Raw genomic sequence first — 23,902 nt, 5'->3', positions numbered from 1 at the left:
TCGGACCTGGCCGGATCGGCCTAGGCAGCGCCGAGACGCTGTGGCGTGTCGTCGTCGCAGGTCGCGAAGAAGTTCCCGACCTCGTCGACCATGTGGCTGAACGACTCCGCCGCGAAGAGCACCGGCTGGTAGTGGGTGATGTCGTAGTCGACCGTCGCCATCTGGGCGAAGTCGATCGGACGCACCTCCACCTCCCGCATCTCCTCGATCTCGCCGTAGGACGAGAGCAGCCCGGCCCCGTACGCCTTCAGCTCCCCGTCCTCATGGAGCACACCGAACTCGATGGTGAACCAGAAGACGTCAGCCACGACCTGGAGCGCCTCCCTGGTCTCGACGCGGCGCGCGGCGGCACCGGCGAGACGCTTGACCTCGGCGACCTGAGGGTCGGCGAGGAGGTTCCCGTGGCCGATCACCTCGTGGATGATGTCGGGCTCCGGGGTGTAGAGCGGCACGGCGTGGTGACGCAGGTACTGCGTCGAGTGGAACTGCCCGTCGGCCAGGCTCCCGTAGAACTCCTCCAGCGGGACGATCCCCGCGGCCGGGACGTACTCGAAGCCGGTCAGGGGCTTCAGACCGGCGCTCACCTCGTCGAGCTGCGGCACCCGGTCCTGGGGGAGGTTGAGAGCCTCCACGGCCGCGATGTAGTTGCGGCAGGCGTACTTCGCGTGCAGCGGTGCGATCTCACGGCACACCGTGCGCCAGATCTCGTTCTCCGTCTCGGTGTAGTCGATCCGGGGCACCGCGTCCCCCGGCTTCCAACCCAGCGCCGCGGCAGCGATCTCGCTCCGCCGTGCCCGGTAGTCCTGGTCTGCGAACCCGGGGTGGTTGTCCCCCAGATGCACCTCGACCTGCCCATCCTCGCCCACGGTGACGGGCGAGTAGAGCTGTCCTTCCTCGAACATCCTTACCTCCATGTGACGTACGCCTCACAACCCTATCGCGCACGCAAGAGAAGTCATCCCGCCAGGGAGATGAACAACCGGAAGTCTTCCGACAGACGCGACCAGGCAAGAAACACCAGCCACGCGGAACCAGGGGGTGCGGGTGGCGAAGCCCCCGCCGCGACGCGAAGCGTCGCCTGAAATGACAAACCGACGTGGCCCTCCGTCAGGAGGGCACACGTCGACCAAAGGTTTGTGGAGCTGCGGGGAATCGAACCCCGGTCCTCGAGCGCCGTGCCAGGTCTTCTCCGGGTGCAGTCTGTGGGTGGCGTTCTCTCATCCCCGGGGCTCGACGCAGACACGTCCCCGACAGGCTCAGCCGACTAGATGTCCCTCATGCCCCGTCGGCATGTGCATGAGGTGGAGTCTCCTAGATGACGCCTGGATCCGAGCCGGAGACGGATACTCGGTCAGACGCTTCGATCACCGCTCAGGCGGCGAGAGCGAAGGAACTGCGCTTAGCGTTGGCAGTTATTGGTTTCCAGCGATCGTTTACGAGATGACGCTGGCTCCTCGACCCGCTTCCCCTGGGAGCAACGTCCCAAGTCGAAACCGATCAGCCCCTTTTGAGTTTTCAACGCCTGCAACCAGGCAACAGGACAACACTACAGTCCCCCGCCGGCATTCCCCACTCGGTTTATCCCGTCATCCCCTTGAGCTTGCGGCCGACCTCGACCTCGGCCTCGCGCTTGGCCGTACGCTCGGCGATGGTGTTGCGCTTGTCCCACGACTTCTTGCCCTTGGCGACGCCGATCTCGACCTTGGCGCGACCGTTGAGGAAGTAGAGGGCGAGGGGGACGACGGTGAGGCCCTTCTCGGAGACCTTGCGCTCGATCTTGTCGATCTCGGCACGGTGCAGGAGGAGCTTGCGCTTACGGCGGGCGGAGTGGTTGGTCCAAGTGCCGTTGAGGTATTCGGGGATGTGGATCCCGTGGATCCAGGCCTCGCCACGGTCGATGTCGACGAAGCCGTCGACCAGGGAGGCGCGACCCTCACGCAGCGACTTCACCTCGGTGCCCTGCAGGACCATGCCGGCCTCGTAGGTGTCCTCGATGTGGTAGTCGTGCCGCGCCTTCTTGTTCTGCGCGATCATCTTGCGCCCCTGCTCCTTCGCCATTCCTCTATTCTCTCAGGCCCGAGGGCACCAGCGCGAAACGTTTGCTGTGCGACGCCGAGACGTCGGGTCAGCCGCACACCGCCTGGTCGATGAAGTCGGCGACCGCGTCGTCGACGTCACCGTCGGCGGTCGGCGTGACCGCGACCGTCGCCTGACGATGTCTGTCCTCGGTCGCGAACGACCACGTCTGGTACGCCAGCGCGTCGCCGTCGTGACCATAGACAGGCACGCCGCACGAGGTGTTCGTCTCCCACCGCAACCCCAGGCCGTACGTCTCCCCCTCAACCCCTGGCGTCTTCATCTCCTCGAGGAGGTGCTCAGGGATGAGGCGGCCGGCGAGCAGCGCGGCGTAGAAGGTGTTCAGGTCCTTCGTCGTCGAGATCAGCTCGCCCGGCGGACCGAAGACCGAGGGGTTCATCACGGTGAAGTCGATGAGCCGCGTCGCGCCGTCGCGCCGGACCGGGATGTAGCCGTGCATGTGTGGTCGGCCGATCCACGGCGACGTTCCCGGCAGTTCGGAGTGACGCAGACGCAGCGGCTCGAGGATGCGGCGCTTGACCTCGATGTCGTACGACCGCCCGGTCACCCGCTCGATCACCTGGCTGATCAGCAGGTAGCCGGTGTTGGAGTACGCGAAGGCCGAGCCCGGTGCGTGGGTGGGTCGCTCGGCCAGGCCGCGCCGGGTCAGCTCGTCGACGGTCCAGGTGCGCCATCGGTTGTCCGCGAACCACGGGTCCGGCGGCAGCTGGAACGTCCGTACGACATCGAACAGGCCACTCGTATGGGCGAGCAGCTGTCGCAACGAGATCCGCTCCCCACCGGGTACGACGCCGGGCAGCCACTCCTCGATCGAGTCTTCGAGCCGCAACCGATCTTCCGCCACCAGCTGGAGGACGACGGTGGCGAGAAACGTCTTCATGACGCTCCCCGCGCGGAATCTGCTGCGCATCGGCACCTTCCGTGACGTGCCCAGCTCGGCGACCCCGCTCGATCCGCGCCACACACCACGTTCGGTGCGAACCTCGGCGACGACCCCGATCGCTCCGGCGGGGACGATCGAGTCGAGCCGACGTTGCAGGGCCGGGTCGTCGGACTCCGTGCGCGCCGCGGCGGGCGCGACGATGGCGACCGATGCGGCCAGTGCCGCGACCGATGCGATGAGCATGCGAGACGTCCCGAGCCGGTGAGTGAGCGACATGTCTCGATGCTCGCCCGTCCACGGTTCCGGGCGCATCGGGGAAGCCCCCGTTTTGCCGCTGGGGGACTACCCGCCGATCAGCGGCATCGGGTCGACCGGAGTGCCGTCGCGCAGGATCGTGAAGTGCAGGTGGCAGCCAGTGGACCAGCCGGTGGTCCCTGCGTACGCCACGGTCTGACCCCGCCCGACGGCCCCTGAGGTCCTCGCGTAGCTCGAGATGTGGTTGTAGACGGCGGTGTAGGAGCGCCCGTTGACCTTGCCGAGATACAGGTGCAGGCGGTTGCCCCACACGCTGGAGTACGAGGTCGAGATGATCTGCCCCGAGTCGACGGCGAGCAGCGGGCGGCCGCAGGGCGCGGAGAAGTCGGTGCCGTTGTGCAGCGAGACGTAGCCGTAGATCGGGTGCTTGCGGATGCCGTACGGCGAGGTGACGTAGGTGTCGGTCACCGGCTGCCCGAAGAGCCCGCCGACCGACCCGACGTTGCGGTCGGAGCCGGAGCCCGCCGAGGCGAGCGACCGGATCTTCGTACGCAGCGCCGACTCCTCGGCCTCGAGCTTGCGCAGCTCGGCGGCGTCCGCCGCTCGGGCCGCCTCGGCCGACTGCTTCGCGGTCGCTGCCTGGTCGGCCAGCGTGGACATCTCGGCGTGGGCCGCGGCGGCCTGGTCCCGGAGCGAGTCGACCTCGGCGACCAGCTGCCGGGCCTTCTTCTCCTTGGCCGCGATCGCGTCGGTCGCCTCCTGCACCTCGCCCTCACGGACGACGAGCATCGTCTCGGTCGCCTCCATCCGCTGGAGGGTGGCGTCCTGGCCCGCGGAAGCCGCGTCCACGTACGTCTGCTGGCGCATCAGGTCCTCGAGGGAGCCTCCGGAGAGCAGGGCCGCCGCCTGGGCGAGCTGCGGGTCTCCGCCGGTGAACCGGGTCAGGATCGCGTCGCGCATCTCCTCGCGCTGCACCTTCACCTCGGCCTGGCCCTCGGCGAGCTCCCGCTTCGCCTCGGCGAGCAGCAGCTTCTGCTCGGCGAGCTCGGCCTCGAGCTTGTCGTGCGCGGCCTGCACCTCGACGAGCTTGGCGTTGAGCTCATCGAGACGGGTCTGGGCCTGGTCGAGCTTCTTCCGGGCCGCGGCGTACGTCGCCGACGCCTTGCGCAGGCCGGCGCTGGAGTGCTCGAGATCCTCGGCGGCGGCCTTCTGGTCCTGCTGGACCTCGCGCTGCTCCTGCTCGAGGCGGTCCTTCTCGTCGGCTGAGGACGGAAGGGTGGGCGAGAGCAGCACGGCAGCCACCACGGCGCAACAGAGCACAGCGGCGAGCGAACCGGCACGGGGGAAGACGTGCACGGCTCCGACGGTAGGGGATCCGGGTCAGACCTTGATGTATTTGCGGGTGAGCAGGAGTGTCGGGACGAGCGTGAGCAGGATGCCGAGGATCGCGACGATCGCGAAGGAGCTGAAGAACTCCTCCCAGCCGACCCACTGGGTCACCGCGGTGGACGAGAGCCGCTGCTCGACGCCGAAGTACATCACCGCGGCCAGCGCGATCCCGGACAGCCCGATGCCGACCAGGGCCACCACGAGCGACTCCAGGAGGAACGGCAGCGCGATGTAGAGGGTCGAGGCACCGACCAGTCGCATGATCCCGATCTCACGACGGCGGGCGAAGGCTGCCAGCCGGATGGTGTTGGCGACCAGCAGCAGCGCCGCGATCACGAGCACGATCGCGCCGACCAGGGCCGCGCTCTGCAGCCCGTCGACGGCGGCGAGGATGGGTCCGGTGACCTCGTGGACGTCACCGACGTGGTCGATGCCGTCCAGGCCGGCGACCGCCTCGATGATCTCGGCGGAGTGGTGCGGGTCGGTCATCGTGACCCAGTAGGACTCCCACATGTCGCTGGACTTGACCACCGGGTCGGGACCGCTGACGCCTTCGACGTCGAGAGCCTGCAGACGCTCGTAGGCCTGCTCCTGGCTCTCCTCCTCGATCTTGTCGACGTACCTGTTGTCCTCGAGAGCGTCGGTGATGACCTTCTTCTGGCTGTCGTCGACCGCGCCGGCGCACTGCGGGTTGCGATCGTTGGCGCCGTTGCACATGTAGAAGGTGATCTGCAGCTCGTCGCCCCAGACCTCCTCGGTCAGCTGGGCCTGCTCACGCAGCAGCAGGCCGACGCCGGCGAGGGTGAGCGAGACGAGCAGCGTCAGGGCCACCGCGACGTGCATCGACAGGTTGCGGCGTAGCCCCTGGCGGAGCTCGGTGAATACATAGCGCAGCTGCATGGCGGGTCGAGGAACCTTTTCTGGGTTGTAGAACCTGGTCGAAGGTGAGGGGGTCCGGGGCTCAGAACTGAAGCCTCAGAATTGGGCTCCGTAGCCGCCCTGGACCTGGTCGCGTACGAGGTGGCCGTGCTCGAGCTCGATGACGCGCTTGCGCATCTGGTCGACCATCTGGACGTCGTGGGTCGCCATCACGATCGTGGTGCCGGACCGGTTGATGCGGTCGAGCAGGCGCATGATGCCGACGGTGTTGCCGGGGTCGAGGTTTCCGGTCGGCTCGTCGGCGATCAGGATCATCGGCCGGTTGATGAACGCGCGGGCCACGGCCACGCGCTGCTGCTCACCACCGGAGAGCTCGTCGGGCATCCGGTCGCCCTTGCCGTCGAGACCGACCAGCTCGAGCGTCTCCGGGACGCGCTCCCGGATCTCGCGGTTGGAGTGACCGGTCACCTGCATCGCGAAGGCGACGTTCTCGGCGACGTTCTTGTTGGCCAGAAGGCGGAAGTCCTGGAAGATCGTGCCGACCTGGCGGCGCAGCCGCGGCACCTTCCAGCCGGCGAGCCGGTTGATCTCCTTGCCGGCGACGTAGACCCGGCCGGTGGTCGGGCGCTGCTCGCGCAGCATCAGCTTGAGCGCCGTCGACTTCCCCGAGCCGGACTGGCCCACGAGGAAGACGAACTCCCCCTTCTGGATGTCGATCGAAAGGCTGTTGAGGGCGGGGCGCGCCTGCCCTGGGTAGGCCTTGCTGACCTTCTCGAAGCGGATCACCGCACCGAGGGTAGTGCAACGGTGGTGGGCTCAGCACTTCGGCTCGGAGATACCTGCCCCTGTACTCTGACGGCGTGCGCTCTGCAGTCCGGATCCTCATCGGTGCCGTAGTCCTCACCGCGATCGCGGTCGGGGTCGGCGTACTCACCCTGAAAGACGACGAGCCCGAGGTCGCCGAGGTGAAGGGCGACCTGAGCACCGCGGACACCACCACGATGCACGTACGCCGCGGCGCGTTCTGCGACCGCGTCCCGACCGAGGACGCGACCGAGGCCCTCGGCGGTGCCGCCAAGGAGAAGAAGGCCTACGGCGACGGCGACCAGACCGCCATCTCGGGCGGGGTCAACGACGTCGCGCAGGAGTACGGCTGCATCTGGACCGGGCCGGAAGACTCGGCCACCTCGGCGCGGGCCTGGGTCTTCGCGCCGCCGGTCACCCTGGACTGGGCCACGCAGATGACCAAGAGCGTGCCCAAGGGCTGCAAGGCCGCCTCGACCCCTGCGTACGGGAAGCCGTCGGTCGCCCTCACCTGCACCGACGCGAAGAAGCAGACGAAGGTGGTCCACCGCGGCCTCTTCGGCGACGCCTGGCTCTCCTGCGAGCTCACCGGCAAGGCCGGCGAGGCGCCCGCGACGGTCCAGAAGCGCGCCTCCCGCTGGTGCCTGGTGACCCTCACCGCGGCCGCCGCTGACGCCTGAGGTTCTCGATCGAGAACCGGTCCCGGCGCGTCGTTTGCACCGACCTAAAGTCTAGTGCTTTAATCGACTTAGTCGCTCGGGCCGGGTAGGCACCTCACCGGGCGGCGCGCGCCGCCGCGGGCACTGAGTCAGAGCAGGGCCGGCTGGCGAGAGCGGGTGGGGTCCTTAGGGATGGGGATCCCACCCGCGACGCGGGACGCGTCGCATCCAGCACCGCGACGCGAGCCAGGCCAGGACGGTGTCGGCGAACTCGGCCGGCTGGTTGCGATGCACGAAGTGACCGACGTCGAAGTGGACGAGGTCTGCGTGCGGAATCCGCTGGGCGACCTTCTCCAGGTCCGACTGCGGGATGTGGCTGTTGCCGCCACCGGCCACGATCAGGGTCGGCATGGGCAGCAGCTCGAGCTGCTCCCACATCCACGCGTCGTACATCGTGGCCTCGACCAGCAGGGACGCGATGCACTCCCAGTCGTGGGGCATCGGCCTGGCCGGGCGCCCGGGCGACCTGCGCCGGCGCGGCGCGGGTGGCACCACGTCCTCGATGATCAGCCGGGAGACCAGGTCGGGCCGGTGCATCGCGACCAGGAGGGCGACGTTGCCGCCGGTCGAGTGCCCCACGACCACGGCACCCGAGATCCCGAGCGCGTCCATCGCCACGATGACGTCGTCGGCGATGAGCCGATGGGAGTACTCCGAGGCCCAGTCCGAGTCCCCGTGCCCACGCATGTCGAAGGCATGCACCCGGTGGGCAGCCGCGAACGGCGGCACCACACCCTGCCACCGCTTCGCACTGCCTCCGAGCTCGTGCAACAGCACCATCGGCACCCCGTCCTCAGGACCGTAGGCGTCATAGACGTACGCCGCTCCCCGGCCCGGGAGTGGAAGCCTGGTGCGCGTCAGCGCATCCATCAGGTCAGTTCTGTTCGGCCTTCTCGGCGCCGCGGCGCCACCGGATGCCGGCCTCGAGGAACCCGTCGATGTCGCCATCGAAGACCGCCTGCGGGTTGCCGGTCTCGTAGGTCGTACGCAGGTCCTTGACGATCTGGTACGGGTTGAGCACGTAGTTGCGCATCTGGTCGCCCCACGAGGCAGCGACGTCACCCTTGAGATCCTTGAGGTGGGCTTCCTCCTCGGCCTTCTTCAACGCGAGGAGTTTGGCCTTGAGGACGATCATCGCGGCGGCCTTGTTCTGCAGCTGCGACTTCTCGTTCTGGCAGGAGACCACGGTGCCGGTGGGGATGTGGGTCAGCCGGACCGCGGAGTCGGTGGTGTTGACCGACTGGCCACCCGGCCCCGAGGAGCGGTAGACGTCGACCTTGATCTCGTTCTCGTCGAGCTCGATCTCGTCGGTCTGCTCCAGCACGGGCACGACCTCGACCGCGGCGAAGGAGGTCTGACGACGGCCCTGGTTGTCGAAGGGGCTGATCCGCACCAGACGGTGGGTGCCGGCCTCGACGGAGAGGGTGCCGTAGGCGTAGGGGGCGTGGATCGCGAAGGTGGCGGACTTGAGCCCGGCCTCCTCGGCGTAGGAGGTGTCGAAGACCTCCACCGGGTACTTGTTGCGCTCGGCCCAGCGGACGTACATCCGCATCAGCATCTCGGCGAAGTCGGCGGCGTCGACGCCACCGGCGCCGGAGCGGATCGTCACCAGGGCCTCGCGGGCGTCGTACTCCCCCGAGAGCAGGGTGCGGATCTCCAGGCTCTCGACGGCCTTCTTGACCCGGCCCAGCTCGGCCTCGGACTCGGCGAGCGAGTCGGCGTCGCCCTCCTCCTGGGCCATCTCGACCATCAGGCCGAGGTCCTCGATGCGGGTGCGCAGCTCGGTGAACTTGTTGAGCTCGCCCTGAAGCAGGGAGAGACGGCCGGTGACGCGGGTGGCGTTGTCCTGATCGTCCCAGAGGTCGGGCGCGGCGACCTGCTCGCCGAGGTCGGCGATCTCCTTGCGCATCGCGTCCAGGTCCAGCACCTGGCCGATGGTCTGCATCGTTGCCTGGAGCTGCTTGATCTCGGTGTCGAATTCGGGGCCTGCCACGTCTTACAGGTTACTTGACGCGTGGTGCCGCACCCGATTCGCGGACCCACAAATATGCGCTCGCCCTCCGGCACGGGGAACCGGAGGGCGAGCGCCAGGGGGATATAGGCCCCGAGAAACCTCAGGCCTGGTGGGTCGAGCCGGCGAACCAGCCGTCCCAGGCAGCCTCTTCACGAACGGACGCGCCCGGCTTGGGGGCGTGCAGCATGATCGCCTGACCATTCTCCCAGCGCAGGAAGATGCCCACGTGGTAGACCGGGCTGCCCCAGAACATCAGGTCGCCGCGCTGGATCTGGTCGTTCGGGACCGTAGGCAGCGCAGCAGCCTGGTCCCGCGAGACCCGGGGAAGCTCGATGCCGGCGGCGCTGAAGGCGTACTGCGTCAGGCCGGAGCAGTCGAACGAGCTCGGACCGGTGGCACCCCAGACGTACGGGTCGCCGATCTGCTCCGAGGCGACGCTGATCGCCCGCTCGATCTTGCCCTCCTGGCTCGCAGCGAAGGCCTTCGCCTCTGCCTCGGCCTTCTTCTTCGCCTCCGCGGCCTTCTTGGCGGCGATCGCTGCCTTGCGCTTCGCCTCGGCGGCCTTGCGGGCTGCCTCGGCCTTGCGCTCCTGCACCTCGACAGCCCTCTCGAGCTGCTTGATGTCGGTGAGCACCGCCGTGGGGGTGGCCGAGGCCTCCAGCGTCGGAGCCTCCACCAACTTGGCGGGCTCGACGGTCGGCTCGACGGTGGTGGTCTCATGAGAGACCGGGGCGGCGTTGGCGGCGGGCACTGCCACCAGGGCACCGGCGGCGATGCCGCTGGCAGCGATGCGGCCGACGAGCTTGCCGTGGCCGCTGAGCGATCCTGCGATCGTCCGGACGATCGAGACGTTCGGCGACCGGAACGGGCGCGACGTGCCTCGATGGGCACGACGAGATACGGACTTGGACATGCGTGAGTTCCTTCCCACGCCTGCGAGGTGAGCTGTCGGGTTCGGGCTAGAAGGTTGCCCGGCCATCCTTCGATGGCTTCACCCCAAGCGACCGTCCGAGTTAGTCGCGTGGAACTTGGGTCCCCCGCTCCTGTCCCATACGTACTGCTGAGTGTGAGGGGTAAAGGGGGTTCAGTAGTAGGGGCCGGCTTCCGGAGGGACAGGATTCGGCGTGTACCCGGGGCCGGTCGTGCGTTCTGCACGGCTCATCCAAGGTGACATGCGATCTGGAACGGATCCAATCCCGAATGGCCGTATCTGGAGCACAATCGGCGTGTTCACGCGTGACTTTGCCGTCGTTTGTGAAACATCTCACGCGCTGAACACGCGTATGACGCCGTGTCGAACTTGCGTTTACTCCGCGGCTTCGAGCCGGAAACCGACGCCGCGGACCGCGACGACCTTCTCCTGCACACCGGCCGCCTCGAGCTTCTGGCGAAGGCGTCCGACCGTGACGTCGAGCGTCTTGGTCGAGCCGTACCAGTTCTCGTCCCAGACCTCGGCCATCAGCCGGTCACGGGAGACGACCTTGTCGCGGGAGGCGGCCAGGACGGCCAGCAGCGCGAACTCCTTGCCGGTCAGGGTCACCTCGCGCTCGCCGGCGTAGACCCGGTGGGCAGCCACGTCGATGCGCAGGGCGTCGTCGTCGGCGCCGGGCTCGACCGGACCCGAGCGGCGCAGGAGGGCGCGGACCCGCGCCTGGAGGACGGCCAGCGCGAACGGCTTGGCCAGGTAGTCGTCGGCACCGGCGTCGAGGCCGACGACCAGGTCGATCTCGGCGTCGCGGGCGGTGAGGATCATGATCCCGCCCTCGTAGCCGTTGTCGCGAGCGGCCTTGCAGACCTCGAGCCCGTCCATGTCCGGAAGGCCCAGGTCGAGCAGCACCAGCTCGGCGTCGTACGGAGGTGCCAGCAGCTCCAGCGCCTTCTTGCCGGAGTCGACCCAGGTGACGTCATAGCCCTCACGCTGGAGCGTGCGCACCAGGGGAGCAGCGATGTCCTCTTGGTCTTCTACGACAAGCACGGAGTTCGACATGAAGAGAACAATAGTTACAGCCCCGTAGGGCTTGTGAAGAGATCCCCCCTTTCAGATAAGCGCGTGATCACATCGTTAGGTCCGAGCTGGTCGATAGCGAGCGGATCCTCGGCTCCTTCGGAGACCTCGTCCCAGGTCACCGGGGCAGCGACCGTGGGGACCCCTTTGCCCCGCAGCGAGTAGGGACAGATCGTCGTCTTCGATCCCGAGTTCTGCGACCAGTCCAGGAAAACCTTGCCTGACCTGCGACTCTTGGTCATGGTCGCGGTCACCTTGCGCGGGTGGGCCTTCTGGAGGTCCTCGGCGATCTCCTTGGCCAGCGCCGTGGCGACGTCCGGCTCGACGGGCTCCGGCAGGGCGGCGTACAGGTGCACGCCCTTGCTCCCGCTGAGCACCGGGGTCGCGGAGAGGTCACGGGCTCCCAGCGCCTCCCGTACGAGCAGCGCCACCTCACAGCACTCCTGCAGGCCGGCCGGCTCGCCGGGGTCGAGGTCGATCACGATCCGGTTCGCGCCGGCCGGGGTGCCGTCGCCACCGACCGTCCACTGGTGGACGTGCAGCTCCAGCGCGGAGAGGTTCGCGGCCCAGGTGAGGGCGGCGAGGCTGTCGAGGATCGGAAAGGTGAGTGTTCCCTCCCTGTGGTCGGCGGTTCGGGATCCCGTTGTCGGAACGATGACCGTACGGACCCAGCTGGGGGTGCCGGCCGGTGCGTTCTTCTCGAAGAACGACATGTCGCCGACGCCGTGCGGCCAGCGGATCCTCGTCACGGCACGGTTTCGGAGCTGCGGCAGGAGCGCCGGCGCGACCTGGGCGTAGTAGTTGAGCACCTCGCCCTTCGTCATGCCCGTACGCGGATAGAGCACTTTGCTGAGGCTGGTCAGGGTCAGGACCCGGCCGTCGACCTCGACGCGTACCTCTTCTCGTTCGACCATCACAGATCCTCCGGTGAGACGTCGTCCCTGATCCCGATGAAGCTCGGCTGCCGCAGCCGGCCCTTGTAGCTCGCCGCCGCGACGGCAGCGCCGTGGGTCTCCACCTCGACGACGAGGAGCGGCTCGACCCAATGAGTGCCCCGAGCGTCCAGCGACGGCACTCCCCCGTCGGGGTCGACGTCGGGTCCGGCGAAGGGGCTCCGGCTGGTCTCGCGCAGCAGCTCGCCGAGCCGCTGGGCCCGCTTGCCGGTGATGCCGCTGCCGACGCGCCCGCGGTAGATCAGACCGTCGGGAGTCGGCTGCCCGACCAGCAGAGCGCCGAGTCGTTCGGTGCTGCCCTCGGTGCCCACCTCAGGGCGCCAGCCGCCGACCACCAGCGAGGCCCGGTAGCGGTGGGGCAGCTTCACCCAGTCCTTGCTCCTCTCCCCCGGCCGGTAGCGGCTGCCGCGCCGCTTGGACACGATCCCCTCCAGCCCCTGCGCTTGCGTCACCTCGTGGAGCATCCTGCCGTCGTCGTACGTCGCCGGCACCTGCCACGAGCCCAGGTCGCCGTCGGCATGGACGGCCTCGAGGATCTTGCGGCGCTCGGCCCAGGGCTCCTCGATGAGGAGCCGGCCGTCGAGACGGAGCAGATCGAAGACCATGTACGTCGCCGGGATCCTCTCCGCGAACCGCGCCGCCCGACGGACGTCGCGGTTGTGCATCCGATCCATGAGCACCCGGAAGTCGGGCAGCCCGGCGTCGTTGAGCGCGATCACCTCGCCGTCGACGACGATGTCGCGTTCCGGGCCCGTCGCGATCTCGGGCCAGGCGGGGGTCGCGTCGTTGTCGTTGCGGGTGAGGAGGCGGGTCTGCGTAGTTCCCTGCCCCGATTCTCCGATGAGCCGGATGCCGTCCCACTTGACCTCATGGACCCACTCCTCCCCCGGCGGAACGTGGGCGCCAGGGGTGGCGAGCATCGGACGCATGCGTCCATCTTGCCTCTATGAAGTGGTGGCGCCGGGCAGATCTGTCCAATCCTCACCGCCAGTCGACGTCGACACGGCACGCCTTGCCCGGGGCGGTCCGACTTTGAGGCGCTACTCCAGATCGGGTACCTCGGGCTGTGCTCGGCTGCCGCGCCTGACCAGGCAGGCCTAGCGTCTGGTTCGCGGGTCAGCGCCCCGTGGGCCCTCTCCGTTGGGTTGGCGGAGGGGGCCCGTTTCCGCTTCGCACCCCAACCGGGGAGAGAGGGGCCTGGACCCATGACCACCCACCTACGTGTGCTGTTCGTCTTTGCCGCGCTGATCGCCGTCGCCGTCGCTGCCTACATCGGGCTCATGCCCCTCGACGCACCATCGTGCGGGACCGGGCTGCGCCCCGAGGACATGTGCTTCTGGACCACTCCCGAGGAGCGCCGCCCGGAGGCACTCGTGTGGCTCGCAGGCTCGGTCGGCCTGGTCGTGGCGGCGTTTCTCGTCGGCCGCTACCGCTGGACCGGCCGCGACCTGTGACCATGGGCGCCGCGGTCGCGTGAGCCGACCCTGGAGAGTGCATTCCTCTCGCTCGCAGTGTGACGCGTGGGGTTAAGGGGTACCGAGAATGCGGAATCCGGCAGATACTGGGCAGGACGTTGCCGTTGCGGAGGGAGTCACCATGCGTGCGATCTGGAAGGGCGCGGTGTCGTTCGGGCTGGTCAGCGTGCCCGTGAAGCTCTATTCGGCGACGGAGTCCCACGACGTCTCCTTCCGCCAGGTGCACCAGTCCGACGGTGGTCGGATCCGCTATCAGCGGATCTGTTCGATCGACGGCGAGGAGGTGCCCTACTCCGAGATCGCGAAGGGCTATGAGACCGAGGACGGCGAGATGGTCGTGCTCACCGACGACGACTTCGCCAACCTGCCGACCACCTCCTCGCGCGAGATCGCGGTGGAGAAGTTCGTGCCGAGCGACCAGATCGACCCGATGCTCTTCGAGAAGAGCTACTACCTGGAGCCGGAGAACACCGGGGTCAAGCCCTACGCGCTGCTGCGCCAGGCCCTGCTCGAGGCCGACCGGGTCGCCCTGGTGACCGTCGCGCTGCGGCAGCGCACCACGGTCGCGGCGCTGCGGGTGCGGCCGACCGACAACGGCGACGTGATCGTGCTGCAGACGATGATGTGGCCCGACGAGATCCGGGTGCCCGACTTCAAGGTCGAGGCCGGCGAGATCAAGGACTCCGAGATCAAGATGGCCAACATGCTCGTCGAGACTCTCGCGGGCGACTTCCATCCCGAGGAGTTCTCCGACGACTACGCCAGCGCCGTCGAGGAGATGGTGAAGGCCAAGATCGAGGGCGGCGAGGTCGAGCGGACTCCCACCTCCACCAAGACCTCCGGCGAGGTCGTCGACCTGCTCGCAGCCCTGCAGCGCTCGGTCGCCGACGCGAAGAAGTCGCGTGGCGAGAAGGTCCCCGATGAGGCCGAGGAGAACAAGAAGAAGAAGTCGAAGGCGTCCTAGCGCAACACGTACCCAAATCTCTGGTGTCGGCGTGTCGAAAGCGGCAGGCTCTGCTCGACGCGTAGGCGACGACGCACGACGGAGGCGTCGCGCACCCGCAAGGAGAAACTGATGCGCTACATGATGCTGGTGAAGATGGCCCCCGACGCCGGGCCGCCGCCGGTCGCTCTGATGGAGGCGGTGGAGGCCGAGATCAAGCAGCAGCACGCCGACGGCATCCTGCTCGACGCCGACGGGCTCGGGCCCGGGCTGGAGATCCGGCTGACCGCCGGGGAGGTGACCCACATCGACGGGCCGTTCGCCGAGGCCAAGGAGGTCGCCGGCGGGTTCTCGCTGTTCGAGGTCCGCTCCCACGAGGAGGCCGCCGAGATCGGACGCCGGATGGTCCGGTTCCACGAGGAGCTCTGGCCCGGTCAGGACGTGGCCGTGGAGATGCGGCCGCTGGTCGGACCGCCGGACCCAGCGGCGGAATGAGCTCGCCTACCGAAGAAGCGATCGTCGCGGTCTGGCGCAACGAGTCCGTACGTCTCCTCGCCGGTCTGGCGCGGATGACGCATGACCTCGACCTGGCCGAGGACCTCGCCCAGGATGCCCTTGTCGCGGCGCTGGAGCAGTGGCCGCACGAGGGCATCCCTCGCAACCCCGGCGCGTGGTTGATGTCGATCGCGAAGCGGCGCGCGATCGACGGGTTCCGCCGTGACGAGGTGCTGCGCCGCAAGGTCGCCCTGCTGGGCCACGAACTGGAGGAGGGTGAGATGCCTGACCTGGCTGCCGCGGTCGAGGCCACTGCGTTCAGACCTATCGAGGACGATGTGCTGCGGCTGATGTTCCTCTCCTGCCATCCGGTGCTGGCCCCCGACTCCCGAACGGTGCTGACGCTGCGGCTCGTGGGCGGTCTGACGACCGCCGAGATCGCCCGGGCCTACTTCGCCAAGGAGTCGGCCGTCGGACAGCGGATCTCGCGGGCGAAGCGCACCCTGGCCGAGGTCGGGGCCTCGTTCGAGCTGCCCACCGGCGAGGAGCGGACGGCACGTCTGCGCGACGTGATGCAGACGATCTACCTGGTCTTCAACGAGGGCTACGCGGCCACGTCGGGGCCGTCGTGGACCCGGCCCGAGCTGTGCCTGGAGGGGATGCGGCTGGCCCGCATGCTGGCCGCGCACGCCCCGGGCGATCCCGACGCGCAGGCGTTGCAGGGGCTGCTGGAGATCCAGGGGTCACGGCTCGCGGCCCGGGCGGATGCCGAGGGTCACCCGGTGCTGCTCGAGGACCAGGACCGGACCCGCTGGGACCACCTGCTGCTGCGGCGTGGCCTGGCCGCGGTCGACCGGGCCACGGCGCTCGCCTCCTCCGGCACCCCCGGCGGGAGCTATCTGGTGCAGGCCATGATCGCCGCGTGCCACGGCCGCGCCCGGCGGGCCGAGGACACCGACTGGGCCGAGATCGCGCGCCTCTACGACATGCTCGCGACCGGCGTCCCGGGCGCCGTCATCGAGGTCAACCGGGCGGTGGCGCACGGTCGTGCCTTCGGTCCCGATGCCGGGCTGGCCATCCTGGCGGCACTTCCCGAGGGAGCGCTTCCGGGGTCGCATCTGCCCGCCGGCGTACGTGGTGACCTGCTGCATCGCGCCGGGCGGCACCTCGAGGCCGCGGCGGCGTTCGATGAGGCAGCCTCGTTGACCACCAACGCGGGGGAGCAGGAACTTCTCGAGAAACGTGCGGCCGCGTGTCGAAGCGACGAGGTCTCGTCCGACGCGTAAGTATCAACCGGCTCGACCACCGCGACAGAAGTGAGCAGACGATGACCACAACCACCACCTCCGCCGACGGCACCACGATCGCCTACGACGTCGTCGGCACCGGCCCGGCGCTCGTCCTGGTCGACGGAGCCATGTGCTACCGCGGCTTCGGGCCGTCGAAGGAGCTGGCCGACGCGTTCTCGGACCGGTTCACCGTCTACCGCTACGACCGTCGCGGCCGCGGCGACAGCAACATCGCCAAGCCTGCTGCCGCCGGCACCATGGAGGCGGTCGAGCAGGAGGTCGCCGACCTGGGGGCGGTGATCGAGGCGGCCGGCGGGCACGCCCATCTGCTGGGCCTGAGCTCGGGTGCGTTCCTCGCCCTGGAGGCCGCGCGGGCCGGGCTGCCGATCGACAAGATCGTCGCCTACGAGGCGCCACTCATCCTCGACGACACCCACCGCCCCAACGACGCCGACATGGCGCAGCAGGTGGAGGCCCTGGTGGAGAAGGGCAAGCGGGCCGCCGCGGTCGAGCTGTTCATGCGCATGGTCGGCATGCCGCTGGTCGCGGTCAAGGTCATGCGGCTCACCCCGGCCTTCAAGAAGCTCACCCCGGTCGCCCACACGCTGGTCTACGACCTGGGCATGTGCGTGCCGTTCCAGCAGGGTCTGCCCCTGCCCGGCGGCTACTTCAAGAACGTGTCGGTGCCCGTGCTGTCGGTGGCGGGCAGCAAGAGCCCGACCTACATGACCAACGCCCAGCAGGCCATCTCCAAGGCCGTTCCCGAGGGCCGCTACGTCGTCCTGGACGGCCAGGACCACATGGTCAAGGCCGACGCCCTGGCTCCGGTGGCCACCGAGTTCTTCACCGCCTGAACCGCCGAGTCGGCTCATCGTGACGCGCCCGAGCGCCGAGTCGGCTTGTCCTAACGCGATCCCGCGCCGAGTCGGCTCGTCATAACGCGCCGACTCGGCGGGATGACCGGTCACGATGCGCCGAGTCGGCGGAGAATCGGGTCATCTAGGCTGCGGAGCATGGCGCAATTGTGGGACATCTCACCACCCGTTCACGCGGAGTCGCCGGTCTTCCCCGGCGACCATGCCACCGAGGTCGACTGGACGTTCCGGATCGGCCCCGGGTGTCCGGTCAATGTCGCCGAGCTGACCCTGTCGGCCCACGTCGGCTCGCACGCGGACGCTCCGCTGCACTTCACCGACGGCGGCACACCCGCCGGCGAGATGCCGCTGGAGCCGTTCCTCGGTCCGTGCCGCGTGATCGACGTATCTGCGGTGCGGCCGCTGGTCACCGTCGACGACATCGACGTCACGGATCTGCCGCCGCGCGTGCTGTTCCGGACGTACGCCACCCAGCCGACGACCTGGGACGACGACTTCTGCGCCCTCGACCCCGCGCTGATCGATCTCCTGGCCGCCCACGGGGTGCGGCTGGTCGGCACCGACGCAGCCAGCCTGGACCCGTCCTCCTCCAAGGATCTTCCGGCCCATTTCGCGACCCACCGTCATGACGTACGCATCCTCGAGAACCTGCTGCTCGACGAGGTGCCCGCGGGCGACTACGAGCTGATCGCGCTCCCCCTCAAGCTCACCACCGCCGACGCCGCGCCCGTGCGGGCCGTGCTCAGGCCGATCAAGGAGACTGCCGAATGAACCGCGACGATGCCGTCGCTCTCGACCAGGCCGACCCACTGGCCCCGCTGCGGGACCTCTTCGACCTGCCCGAGAAGACGATCTACCTCGACGGCAACTCCCTGGGGGCGCTCCCCCGCGCCACCGCCGGCCGGGTGGCCGAGGTTGTCACGCAGGAGTGGGGTCAGGGGCTGATCGAGTCCTGGAACACCGCCTCCTGGATCACCCTGCCCCAGCGCGTCGGCGACAAGATCGCCCGGCTCGTCGGCGCAGGTCAGGGCGAGGTCGTGGTCGCCGACTCGACCTCGCTCAACGTCTACAAGGTGCTCGCCTCGGCGCTCTCGATCGCCTCGGTCGACTCACCCGATCGCCGGGTCGTGGTCAGCGAGCGCAGCAATTTTCCGACCGACCTCTACATCGCCTCCTCGCTGTGCCGCGAGCGTGGCTACGAGCTGGTCCTGGTCGACTCCCCCGACGAGATCGAGGGGCTGCTCGATCGCACCGCGGTGCTGATGCTGACCGAGGTCAACTACCGCACCGGCTACCTGCACTCGATGGCCTCGGTGACCGCGCTCGCGCACGAGCACGGCGTGCTCGCCGTCTGGGACCTGTGCCACTCGGCCGGTGCGGTGCCGGTCGACCTCCGAGGCGCTGACGCCGACTTCGCGATCGGCTGCGGCTACAAGTTCCTCAACGGCGGCCCCGGCTCGCCGGCGTTCCTGTGGGTCAACCCGCGCCACGTCGACCGCTTCGAGCAGCCGCTGTCGGGCTGGATGGGTCACGCCGCGCCGTTCGAGATGTCGCCGGGCTACCGGCCCGCGGAGGGGATCTCGCGCTACCTGTCCGGCACCCCCGCCGTCATCGGCATCTCCGCCCTGGAGTGCGGGGTCGACACCCTGCTGGCGGCCGAGACGTACGGCGGTCTCGAGGCGATCCGGGAGAAGTCGCTCGCGCTGACCCGGCTCTTCGCCCACCTCGTCGCGTCTCGGCTTCCCGGATTCACGATCGAGTCCCCGCTGGACGACACCCGCCGAGGCAGCCAGCTGTCGCTGAGCGTCGCCGACGACGGGGCGTACGCGATCGTGCAGGCGCTCATCGAGCGAGGTGTGGTCGGCGACTTCCGCGCTGGACCGGCCGGTGGGACCGACATCCTGCGCTTCGGCGTCACCCCGCTCTACACCCGCTACGTCGACGTGTGGGACGCCGTCGACCACCTTGTCTCGGTGATGGACAACGACGAATGGCGCGACGAGCGCTTCTGGACCCGAGGAGCAGTCACATGAGCAGCACGCAGGACCTTCCGATGGATTACTCCGACTATCTCCATCTGCCGGAGGTGCTCGGCGCGCAGCACCCGCTCTCGGGCGACCACAACGAGATGCTCTTCATCGTGCAGCACCAGGCGATGGAGCTGTGGATGAAGCTCGCGCTGCACGAGCTGACCGAGGCGCAGCGGCTCCTCGCCGAGGATGCGGTGCGTCCGGCGTTCAAGGGGCTGGCCCGGGTCTCGCGGATCATGGAGCAGCTCGTGCACGCCTGGGACGTCCTCTCGACGCTGACCCCGACCGAGTACGACAAGTTCCGCCCCTACCTGGCCACCGGCTCGGGCTTCCAGTCGTGGCAGTACCGCTGCATCGAGTTCGCGCTCGGCAACAAGGCCGCCTACACGCTCCGCGTGCACGAGGGACGCCCGCACGAGCAGGATGTGCTCGCCGCGTACGGACGTCCGTCTCTCTACGACGAGTCGTTGCGCCTGCTGTCCCGGCGCGGCTTCGACATCCCGGCCGATCATCTCGACAGGGACTGGAAGCAGGAGTACGCCGCCTCCGACGCCGTCGAGGCCGCCTGGGGCGAGGTCTACCGCGACCCGGAGAAGCACTGGGACCTCTATGAGCTCGGTGAGGAGCTCACCGACCTCGAGACCGCCTTCCGGGTCTGGCGGTTCCGGCACGTGACCACCGTCGAGCGGATCATCGGGTTCAAGGTCGGCACCGGCGGGACCAGCGGTGTCTCCTACCTGCGCAAGCAGCTCGACATCATCCTGTTCCCCGAGCTGTGGGCGATGCGCACGGGGCTGTGAGTCAGCGCGCGAGCTTCCCGCGGAGCCGTTCGGCGAGACGTACGGAGGCCTCGATCTCGACCTTGCGGATCGAGACGGACTCGATGTTGATGCCGAACGGCACGCCGAGCTGGCGGCAGAAGGACATCAGCTCGATCGCCGTCGCCTCGGCCTGCTCGAGCGAGGCGTCGAGGGTGTCGGTGGCGTGGCGCAGCTCGTTCTCGATCCAGCGCGGTACGTCGACGCCGAGCCAGCGGAGGAACTCGAGGGTCTTCATCGAGCCGCAGACGGAGAAGGTGAACACGATCGGCACCGGCTGGAGGCCACGGGTCTCGCACTCGTAGCGGTAGTCGGAGACGAGGTTCTTGGCGGCGTTGACGTCGTAGACGACCTGGGTGACGAAGTAGGAGCAGCCCGCCTCCTGCTTGGCGATCAGGCGAAGGTGCTCGTCGCCCTTGGCCGTGTGGCGCTCGGGGATGGCGACGGCGCCGAGGAGCAGGTCGGGGTTGGCCTCGTTCCGGATCTGCTGGGCGCGGCGCAGGCTGGTGGCGACCCGCTTCTCACCCGAGGAGGCGCCGACGAAGACCGACAGCGCCTTGGCGGGATCCTGGGTCTTGACCCAGTCGCGCAGCGTCGGCTCGTCGTACTTCCCGGTGGCGCGGTAGACGACGGCCGGCACGTCGAGGCCGGCGAGGTTGCGCTCGAGGAACTCGGCGGGGTCGAGGGTGCGTACGAACGGGAACGGCCGCTCTTCCGGGTTGCGGTCGGACTCGTCGTCGATGTCGTAGAGGATCAGTCCGTCGACATCGAGGGGCCGGATCCGCTCGAGCGTGACCTCCGCGATCTGCTGCACCCTCTCGGGTGCCGTCGTCACCCTCGGCGGGGTGACGGCGAACAGGAGAATCTCACCGGCCCGGTCATTGATGCGCTGCTGCAGATCCACGACGTCAACGCTAGCCGAGCCGTGCCGACCCGGCGCGTCTGTCCCATCCCAGAGCGCCGAGTCGGCGTCGATCAGTAGACGCTCGGGCCCGAGGTGGGGGCGTCGTAGGCCTCGGTGTCCGGCTTGATCTTGAACAGCTCGGCACGGCGCTTGATCGTCTCGGCGCGGGCCAGACGCGGCTTGTCGCTGCCGTCACGGATCACGCGGCCACCCTCCTCGAACTTCTGGAGGAACTCGTGGGCCCAGGTCACGTCGGACGGGGACGGGCTGAACGACTCGTTGATCACCGAGGGCTGCTCGATGTCGAGGCAGAGCTTGCCGGTCATACCCATCGCGACGCCGTCGGCCGACTGCTCACGCAGCAGCGGGTGGCTGCTGCCCACCGTCGGGCCGTCGATCGGACCGGACAGGTTGCCGATCCGCGAGGCCAGGACCAGCTTGGTGCGCGGGTAGGCCATCGCGAGCGGGTCGTTCTCCGCGCCCGTGTCGCGGCGGTAGTCACCGGAGCCGAAGGCGAGCCGGTAGGCGCCCCGGGCGCGCGCGATGGTCGCGGCGTCCTCGATCCCCAGCGCCGACTCGAGCAGCGGGATCACCGGGGTCTTGCCACCCAGCCGCTGGAACGTGTCGGTCACCTGGTCCGGCGACTCGGTCTTCGCGAGCATCACACCGGCGAGCGTCTCGATCCCGGCGAGGGCCGCGATGTCCTCGCTCCAGTCCTCGGTGGTCCAGTCGTTGATGCGTACCCAGGCACGGCCGCCACCCTTGAGCCAGCTGGTCACGTTCTCGCGCGCCTGCGACTTGAGGGAGGTGTCGATCGCGTCCTCCATGTCGAGGATGATCTGGTCGGCTCGGCTCAGCTGGGCGTCGTCGAAAATCTCCGTCCGCATCGCGGAGACCAGCAGCCAGGACCGGGCGTTGTGGCCCTCGACTCGGTTGGCTTCGCGGACCTCGCGCTTCTCGGCGATCTGGCTCGTGCTCATCGTTCGTCTATCTCCCTACTGGCGTCCTGGGATGGGCGCGACTTCGGACGGTAAACCAACTTCTCGGTGACTCGCGAGTAGGAGGCAGCCTGAGGCAGGCGTTGAGACATGACTCACGTCGCCGCCCCCGGATCGGCCTCACCGGCCAGGTCCGGCATCGGCTGGACGATCTGGTAGACCGAGTAGAGGTCCCGCTCCTCCTCGCCGGATGGCTGGCGTCCGGTCTCGCGGTAGCGCGCGACGACCTGGTTCAGCTCCTGCTGCAACTCGAGGGCCTCGTCCTTGGTCAGCCGCAGCGACGACTCCGACACGAGCCGCCTGGCCGGATCGTCCTCGAGCTCCGAGGAGACCTTGAAGGCCTCGTCGACCAGGTGATGACCCCAGGCGACGGAGCTGCGCTGAAACACCGTGTATGCCGCCTCGCCACCCGGCTGCTGGACCATCTCTCTCGGGCTGATGGTGATGTCGTCGTCGGTGAGCCGCCAGACCCGGTCGCGCTTGTCCCGGCCGGCGTCAGGGTCGATCTCCACCAGGCCGTACTTCGCCAGCTGCCGGAGGTGGAAGCTGGCCTGGTTGGCCGGGATGCCGGTGCGCTGCGCGACATCCGCGGCGCGGAGAGATCCAGCTGCAGACAGCTCGTGCAGCACCCGGTTGCGAGTCGGGTGGGCGATCGCGCGCAGGATCCTCGGGTCGTCGTACGTAGCCATGGCCGCAGTCTACAGAATTCCGCAATACATATTGCGCAATACATCTTGCGCACTTTATGGTGCGGGTATGCCCTCCTACCGCGAGCTCGCCCGCAACCACGACTTCACCGCCCTCTGGATCGGCGCCACCGTCGCCGAGCTCGGGACCCGGGTGAGCCTCTTCGCGATGCCCCTGGTCGCCTACGCGATGACCGGATCCGCCTTCTGGGCAGCGTCCGCGGAGGCGATCCACCTCATCGGGATGGTGGGCATGCTGCTGCCCGCCGGAGTGATCGCCGACCGCCGCCATCGGCTGCGGATCATGCGGTTCGCCCACGGCTCGGGCACCGTCCTGTACGCCTCGCTGGCGATCGCCGGGATCCTCGGCTCGCTCACCCTCCCCCACCTGCTCCTCGTCGCCCTCCTCACCGGAGCGCTCAACGGGCTCTTCCTCCCCGCCGAGAACTCAGCAATCAGATCGGTCGTCGCGGCAGACGACCTCCCGACCGCCCTCTCCCAGCAGCAGGCACGCCAGCACATCGCCGGACTGCTCGGCGGGCCGCTCGGCGGCGTGCTGCTCGGCTTCACCCGCTGGGCGCCGTTCGCCGGAAACGCCATCGCGTACGCCGCCGGCTGGCTGCTCCTCGGACGCGTCCGAGCCGACCTCTCGGCACCGCCGGCCCTCGCCCGCGCGCCTCGCGAGAAAGCCTCGTCCGACCTGGCCGCGGGACTGCGCTACAGCTGGCAGCAGCCGTTCCTGCGTACGCTGCTCTTCTTCGGACCCGCCGCCAACCTGGCCGTCAACGCGCTCTTCTTCATGGCCCTGCTGCGACTGATCGAGGCCGGGTTCCCGGCCTGGCAGATCGGGTTGGCCGAGGCGGCGATCGGAGCATGCGGGATCCTCGGCGCGCTGGTCGCTCCCTGGCTCATCGACAAGATCCCGACGGGCAGACTCACCGCCCTGGTCGCGTGGAGCTTCGTGCCGCTCTCGATCCCCCTCGCGTTCTGGACCCACCCCGCAGTGATGGCCCTGGCGGTCTCCGTCGGCCTCTTCCTCAACCCCGCAGGCAACGCCGGCGTCGCGGCGTACCGGATGGCGATCACCCCGCCGGAGCTCGTCGGACGCGTGCAGTCCGCGGCCCAGTTCGTCTCCATGCTCTCGATCCCGCTGGCGCCCGCCCTGGCCGGGGCACTGCTCGCCGTCACCGACGGCACCACCGCGGTCCTCGCGGTCACGGGGCTGGTCGCTCTCGCCGCTCTCATCCCCACGCTCGCCCGTTCGGTGCGGTCGATCCCGCGCCCCGCGGACTGGCAGACGCTGTCCTCGAACGACGACAACCTCGGTCACACACGCGCTTCAGAGCGTAAAAATCCGGTTCCGCAGGGCTAACCTTCTCAAAGTCCCCCAA

25 protein-coding genes, 1 other RNA gene and 1 riboswitch are annotated in these 23,902 nt (G+C 68.7%); of the genes, 10 read left to right on the top strand and 16 right to left on the bottom strand.

What is annotated here, in order from left to right; all coding sequences use genetic code 11:
• Window positions 1–20: 20 nt before the first annotated feature.
• The 7 genes from ABZY89_RS07610 to ftsE all read right to left on the bottom strand — a co-directional run bounded on the left by ABZY89_RS07610 (window position 21) and on the right by ftsE (window position 6,289).
• Window positions 21–902, bottom strand: a complete 882-nt coding sequence (locus tag ABZY89_RS07610) for a phenylalanine 4-monooxygenase (protein ID WP_355226006.1) — start codon at window positions 900–902, stop codon at window positions 21–23.
• A 232-nt stretch (window positions 903–1,134) separates the two neighbouring features.
• Window positions 1,135–1,505: a transfer-messenger RNA gene (ssrA, locus tag ABZY89_RS07605) on the bottom strand.
• A gap of 73 nt (window positions 1,506–1,578) precedes the next feature.
• Window positions 1,579–2,058 (bottom strand): SsrA-binding protein SmpB, encoded by a 480-nt coding sequence (gene smpB, locus ABZY89_RS07600; RefSeq protein ID WP_160024725.1) that lies wholly within the window; start codon window positions 2,056–2,058, stop codon window positions 1,579–1,581.
• 67 nt (window positions 2,059–2,125) lie between these two features.
• On the bottom strand, window positions 2,126–3,256 hold the full coding sequence (locus ABZY89_RS07595; protein ID WP_355226004.1) for a serine hydrolase domain-containing protein: 1,131 nt from the start codon (window positions 3,254–3,256) through the stop codon (window positions 2,126–2,128).
• A 66-nt stretch (window positions 3,257–3,322) separates the two neighbouring features.
• Window positions 3,323–4,591: a peptidoglycan DD-metalloendopeptidase family protein gene (locus ABZY89_RS07590; protein WP_355226002.1), complete on the bottom strand. Its 1,269-nt coding sequence runs from the start codon at window positions 4,589–4,591 to the stop codon at window positions 3,323–3,325.
• Between the two features lie 24 nt (window positions 4,592–4,615).
• Window positions 4,616–5,524 carry a permease-like cell division protein FtsX gene (gene ftsX / locus ABZY89_RS07585; RefSeq protein WP_160024728.1) on the bottom strand — a complete coding sequence of 303 codons (909 nt, stop codon included), beginning with the start codon at window positions 5,522–5,524 and terminating at the stop codon, window positions 4,616–4,618.
• A gap of 75 nt (window positions 5,525–5,599) precedes the next feature.
• A complete protein-coding gene (gene ftsE, locus ABZY89_RS07580; protein ID WP_008358693.1) occupies window positions 5,600–6,289 on the bottom strand; it encodes a cell division ATP-binding protein FtsE in 690 nt (229 codons plus the stop codon).
• Window positions 6,290–6,363: 74 nt separating this feature from the next.
• Between ftsE and ABZY89_RS07575 the strand changes: the two genes are divergently transcribed.
• Window positions 6,364–6,987, top strand: a complete 624-nt coding sequence (locus tag ABZY89_RS07575) for a hypothetical protein (RefSeq protein ID WP_355226000.1) — start codon at window positions 6,364–6,366, stop codon at window positions 6,985–6,987.
• Between the two features lie 165 nt (window positions 6,988–7,152).
• Here the strand turns inward: ABZY89_RS07575 and ABZY89_RS07570 are convergent, their stop codons facing one another.
• The 6 genes from ABZY89_RS07570 to ABZY89_RS07545 form a co-directional block, all read right to left on the bottom strand.
• Window positions 7,153–7,896 carry an alpha/beta hydrolase gene (locus tag ABZY89_RS07570; protein WP_355225998.1) on the bottom strand — a complete coding sequence of 248 codons (744 nt, stop codon included), beginning with the start codon at window positions 7,894–7,896 and terminating at the stop codon, window positions 7,153–7,155.
• 4 nt (window positions 7,897–7,900) lie between these two features.
• Entirely contained in the window at window positions 7,901–9,019 is a 1,119-nt protein-coding gene (gene prfB / locus ABZY89_RS07565; protein ID WP_355225996.1) for a peptide chain release factor 2, read from the bottom strand.
• A 121-nt stretch (window positions 9,020–9,140) separates the two neighbouring features.
• Window positions 9,141–9,953 (bottom strand): C40 family peptidase, encoded by an 813-nt coding sequence (locus tag ABZY89_RS07560; RefSeq protein WP_355225995.1) that lies wholly within the window; start codon window positions 9,951–9,953, stop codon window positions 9,141–9,143.
• 5 nt (window positions 9,954–9,958) lie between these two features.
• Window positions 9,959–10,132: riboswitch (cyclic di-AMP (ydaO/yuaA leader) on the bottom strand.
• A 214-nt stretch (window positions 10,133–10,346) separates the two neighbouring features.
• A complete protein-coding gene (locus tag ABZY89_RS07555) occupies window positions 10,347–11,027 on the bottom strand; it encodes a response regulator transcription factor (protein WP_176884042.1) in 681 nt (226 codons plus the stop codon).
• Window positions 11,028–11,041: 14 nt separating this feature from the next.
• A complete protein-coding gene (ligD, locus tag ABZY89_RS07550) occupies window positions 11,042–11,959 on the bottom strand; it encodes a non-homologous end-joining DNA ligase (RefSeq protein ID WP_355225993.1) in 918 nt (305 codons plus the stop codon).
• On the bottom strand, window positions 11,959–12,927 hold the full coding sequence (locus ABZY89_RS07545; RefSeq protein WP_355225991.1) for a DNA ligase: 969 nt from the start codon (window positions 12,925–12,927) through the stop codon (window positions 11,959–11,961). The genes ligD and ABZY89_RS07545 overlap by 1 nt, the downstream gene beginning before the upstream one ends.
• Before the next feature lie 276 nt (window positions 12,928–13,203).
• On the opposite strand from ABZY89_RS07545, the gene ABZY89_RS07540 reads away from it, so the two are divergent.
• The 8 genes from ABZY89_RS07540 (at window position 13,204) to kynA (ending at window position 19,905) form a co-directional block, all read left to right on the top strand.
• Window positions 13,204–13,452: a hypothetical protein gene (locus ABZY89_RS07540; RefSeq protein ID WP_355225989.1), complete on the top strand. Its 249-nt coding sequence runs from the start codon at window positions 13,204–13,206 to the stop codon at window positions 13,450–13,452.
• 142 nt (window positions 13,453–13,594) lie between these two features.
• The gene (locus ABZY89_RS07535) at window positions 13,595–14,437 is read left to right on the top strand and encodes a Ku protein (protein WP_355225987.1); all 843 of its coding nucleotides are present in this window, start codon (window positions 13,595–13,597) and stop codon (window positions 14,435–14,437) included.
• Window positions 14,438–14,548: 111 nt separating this feature from the next.
• Window positions 14,549–14,911: a YciI family protein gene (locus ABZY89_RS07530; RefSeq protein WP_355225986.1), complete on the top strand. Its 363-nt coding sequence runs from the start codon at window positions 14,549–14,551 to the stop codon at window positions 14,909–14,911.
• Window positions 14,908–16,197, top strand: coding sequence for a sigma-70 family RNA polymerase sigma factor (locus tag ABZY89_RS07525; RefSeq protein ID WP_355225984.1), 1,290 nt, complete (start codon window positions 14,908–14,910; stop codon window positions 16,195–16,197). The genes ABZY89_RS07530 and ABZY89_RS07525 overlap by 4 nt, the downstream gene beginning before the upstream one ends.
• 41 nt (window positions 16,198–16,238) lie before the next feature.
• Entirely contained in the window at window positions 16,239–17,054 is an 816-nt protein-coding gene (locus ABZY89_RS07520; protein ID WP_355225982.1) for an alpha/beta hydrolase, read from the top strand.
• 159 nt (window positions 17,055–17,213) lie between these two features.
• Window positions 17,214–17,846: an arylformamidase gene (gene kynB, locus ABZY89_RS07515; protein ID WP_355225981.1), complete on the top strand. Its 633-nt coding sequence runs from the start codon at window positions 17,214–17,216 to the stop codon at window positions 17,844–17,846.
• Entirely contained in the window at window positions 17,843–19,108 is a 1,266-nt protein-coding gene (gene kynU / locus ABZY89_RS07510; RefSeq protein WP_355225979.1) for a kynureninase, read from the top strand. The genes kynB and kynU overlap by 4 nt, the downstream gene beginning before the upstream one ends.
• Complete coding sequence (gene kynA, locus ABZY89_RS07505) at window positions 19,105–19,905, top strand: tryptophan 2,3-dioxygenase (RefSeq protein ID WP_355225977.1); 801 nt, start codon at window positions 19,105–19,107, stop codon at window positions 19,903–19,905. Before kynU ends, kynA begins: the two co-directional genes overlap by 4 nt.
• 1 nt (window position 19,906) lies before the next feature.
• On the opposite strand, the gene ABZY89_RS07500 is transcribed toward kynA, so the two are convergent.
• The 3 genes from ABZY89_RS07500 to ABZY89_RS07490 form a co-directional block, all read right to left on the bottom strand.
• Window positions 19,907–20,827, bottom strand: a complete 921-nt coding sequence (locus ABZY89_RS07500; protein WP_350716160.1) for a methylenetetrahydrofolate reductase — start codon at window positions 20,825–20,827, stop codon at window positions 19,907–19,909.
• 71 nt (window positions 20,828–20,898) lie between these two features.
• The gene (locus tag ABZY89_RS07495; protein ID WP_355225975.1) at window positions 20,899–21,807 is read right to left on the bottom strand and encodes a CoA ester lyase; all 909 of its coding nucleotides are present in this window, start codon (window positions 21,805–21,807) and stop codon (window positions 20,899–20,901) included.
• A gap of 113 nt (window positions 21,808–21,920) precedes the next feature.
• Window positions 21,921–22,514 (bottom strand): helix-turn-helix domain-containing protein, encoded by a 594-nt coding sequence (locus ABZY89_RS07490; RefSeq protein WP_355225973.1) that lies wholly within the window; start codon window positions 22,512–22,514, stop codon window positions 21,921–21,923.
• Between the two features lie 67 nt (window positions 22,515–22,581).
• On the opposite strand from ABZY89_RS07490, the gene ABZY89_RS07485 reads away from it, so the two are divergent.
• Complete coding sequence (locus tag ABZY89_RS07485) at window positions 22,582–23,883, top strand: MFS transporter (protein ID WP_355225972.1); 1,302 nt, start codon at window positions 22,582–22,584, stop codon at window positions 23,881–23,883.
• Window positions 23,884–23,902: the final 19 nt, after the last annotated feature.

Origin of the sequence: Nocardioides sp. NPDC006303, assembly GCF_040613175.1 — a bacterium.
Taxonomy (GTDB): Bacteria; Actinomycetota; Actinomycetes; order Propionibacteriales; family Nocardioidaceae; genus Nocardioides.
The sequence above is the reverse complement of the archived record's forward strand: the minus strand, read 5'-3'. Positions and strand labels throughout refer to the sequence as shown.

Excerpts from the sequence above, each read along its gene's own strand:
- ABZY89_RS07610 (WP_355226006.1), bottom strand. The coding sequence starts at position 902 with ATGTTCGAGGAAGGACAGCTCTACTCGCCCGTCACCGTGGGCGAGGAT.
- smpB (WP_160024725.1), bottom strand. The coding sequence starts at position 2,058 with ATGGCGAAGGAGCAGGGGCGCAAGATGATCGCGCAGAACAAGAAGGCG.
- ABZY89_RS07595 (WP_355226004.1), bottom strand. The coding sequence starts at position 3,256 with ATGTCGCTCACTCACCGGCTCGGGACGTCTCGCATGCTCATCGCATCG.
- ftsX (WP_160024728.1), bottom strand. The coding sequence starts at position 5,524 with ATGCAGCTGCGCTATGTATTCACCGAGCTCCGCCAGGGGCTACGCCGC.
- ABZY89_RS07570 (WP_355225998.1), bottom strand. The coding sequence starts at position 7,896 with ATGGATGCGCTGACGCGCACCAGGCTTCCACTCCCGGGCCGGGGAGCG.
- ABZY89_RS07560 (WP_355225995.1), bottom strand. The coding sequence starts at position 9,953 with ATGTCCAAGTCCGTATCTCGTCGTGCCCATCGAGGCACGTCGCGCCCG.
- ABZY89_RS07555 (WP_176884042.1), bottom strand. The coding sequence starts at position 11,027 with ATGTCGAACTCCGTGCTTGTCGTAGAAGACCAAGAGGACATCGCTGCT.
- ligD (WP_355225993.1), bottom strand. The coding sequence starts at position 11,959 with ATGGTCGAACGAGAAGAGGTACGCGTCGAGGTCGACGGCCGGGTCCTG.
- ABZY89_RS07545 (WP_355225991.1), bottom strand. The coding sequence starts at position 12,927 with ATGCGTCCGATGCTCGCCACCCCTGGCGCCCACGTTCCGCCGGGGGAG.
- ABZY89_RS07540 (WP_355225989.1), top strand. The coding sequence starts at position 13,204 with ATGACCACCCACCTACGTGTGCTGTTCGTCTTTGCCGCGCTGATCGCC.
- ABZY89_RS07535 (WP_355225987.1), top strand. The coding sequence starts at position 13,595 with ATGCGTGCGATCTGGAAGGGCGCGGTGTCGTTCGGGCTGGTCAGCGTG.
- ABZY89_RS07530 (WP_355225986.1), top strand. The coding sequence starts at position 14,549 with ATGCGCTACATGATGCTGGTGAAGATGGCCCCCGACGCCGGGCCGCCG.
- ABZY89_RS07525 (WP_355225984.1), top strand. The coding sequence starts at position 14,908 with ATGAGCTCGCCTACCGAAGAAGCGATCGTCGCGGTCTGGCGCAACGAG.
- ABZY89_RS07520 (WP_355225982.1), top strand. The coding sequence starts at position 16,239 with ATGACCACAACCACCACCTCCGCCGACGGCACCACGATCGCCTACGAC.
- kynB (WP_355225981.1), top strand. The coding sequence starts at position 17,214 with ATGGCGCAATTGTGGGACATCTCACCACCCGTTCACGCGGAGTCGCCG.
- kynU (WP_355225979.1), top strand. The coding sequence starts at position 17,843 with ATGAACCGCGACGATGCCGTCGCTCTCGACCAGGCCGACCCACTGGCC.
- kynA (WP_355225977.1), top strand. The coding sequence starts at position 19,105 with ATGAGCAGCACGCAGGACCTTCCGATGGATTACTCCGACTATCTCCAT.
- ABZY89_RS07495 (WP_355225975.1), bottom strand. The coding sequence starts at position 21,807 with ATGAGCACGAGCCAGATCGCCGAGAAGCGCGAGGTCCGCGAAGCCAAC.
- ABZY89_RS07490 (WP_355225973.1), bottom strand. The coding sequence starts at position 22,514 with ATGGCTACGTACGACGACCCGAGGATCCTGCGCGCGATCGCCCACCCG.
- ABZY89_RS07485 (WP_355225972.1), top strand. The coding sequence starts at position 22,582 with ATGCCCTCCTACCGCGAGCTCGCCCGCAACCACGACTTCACCGCCCTC.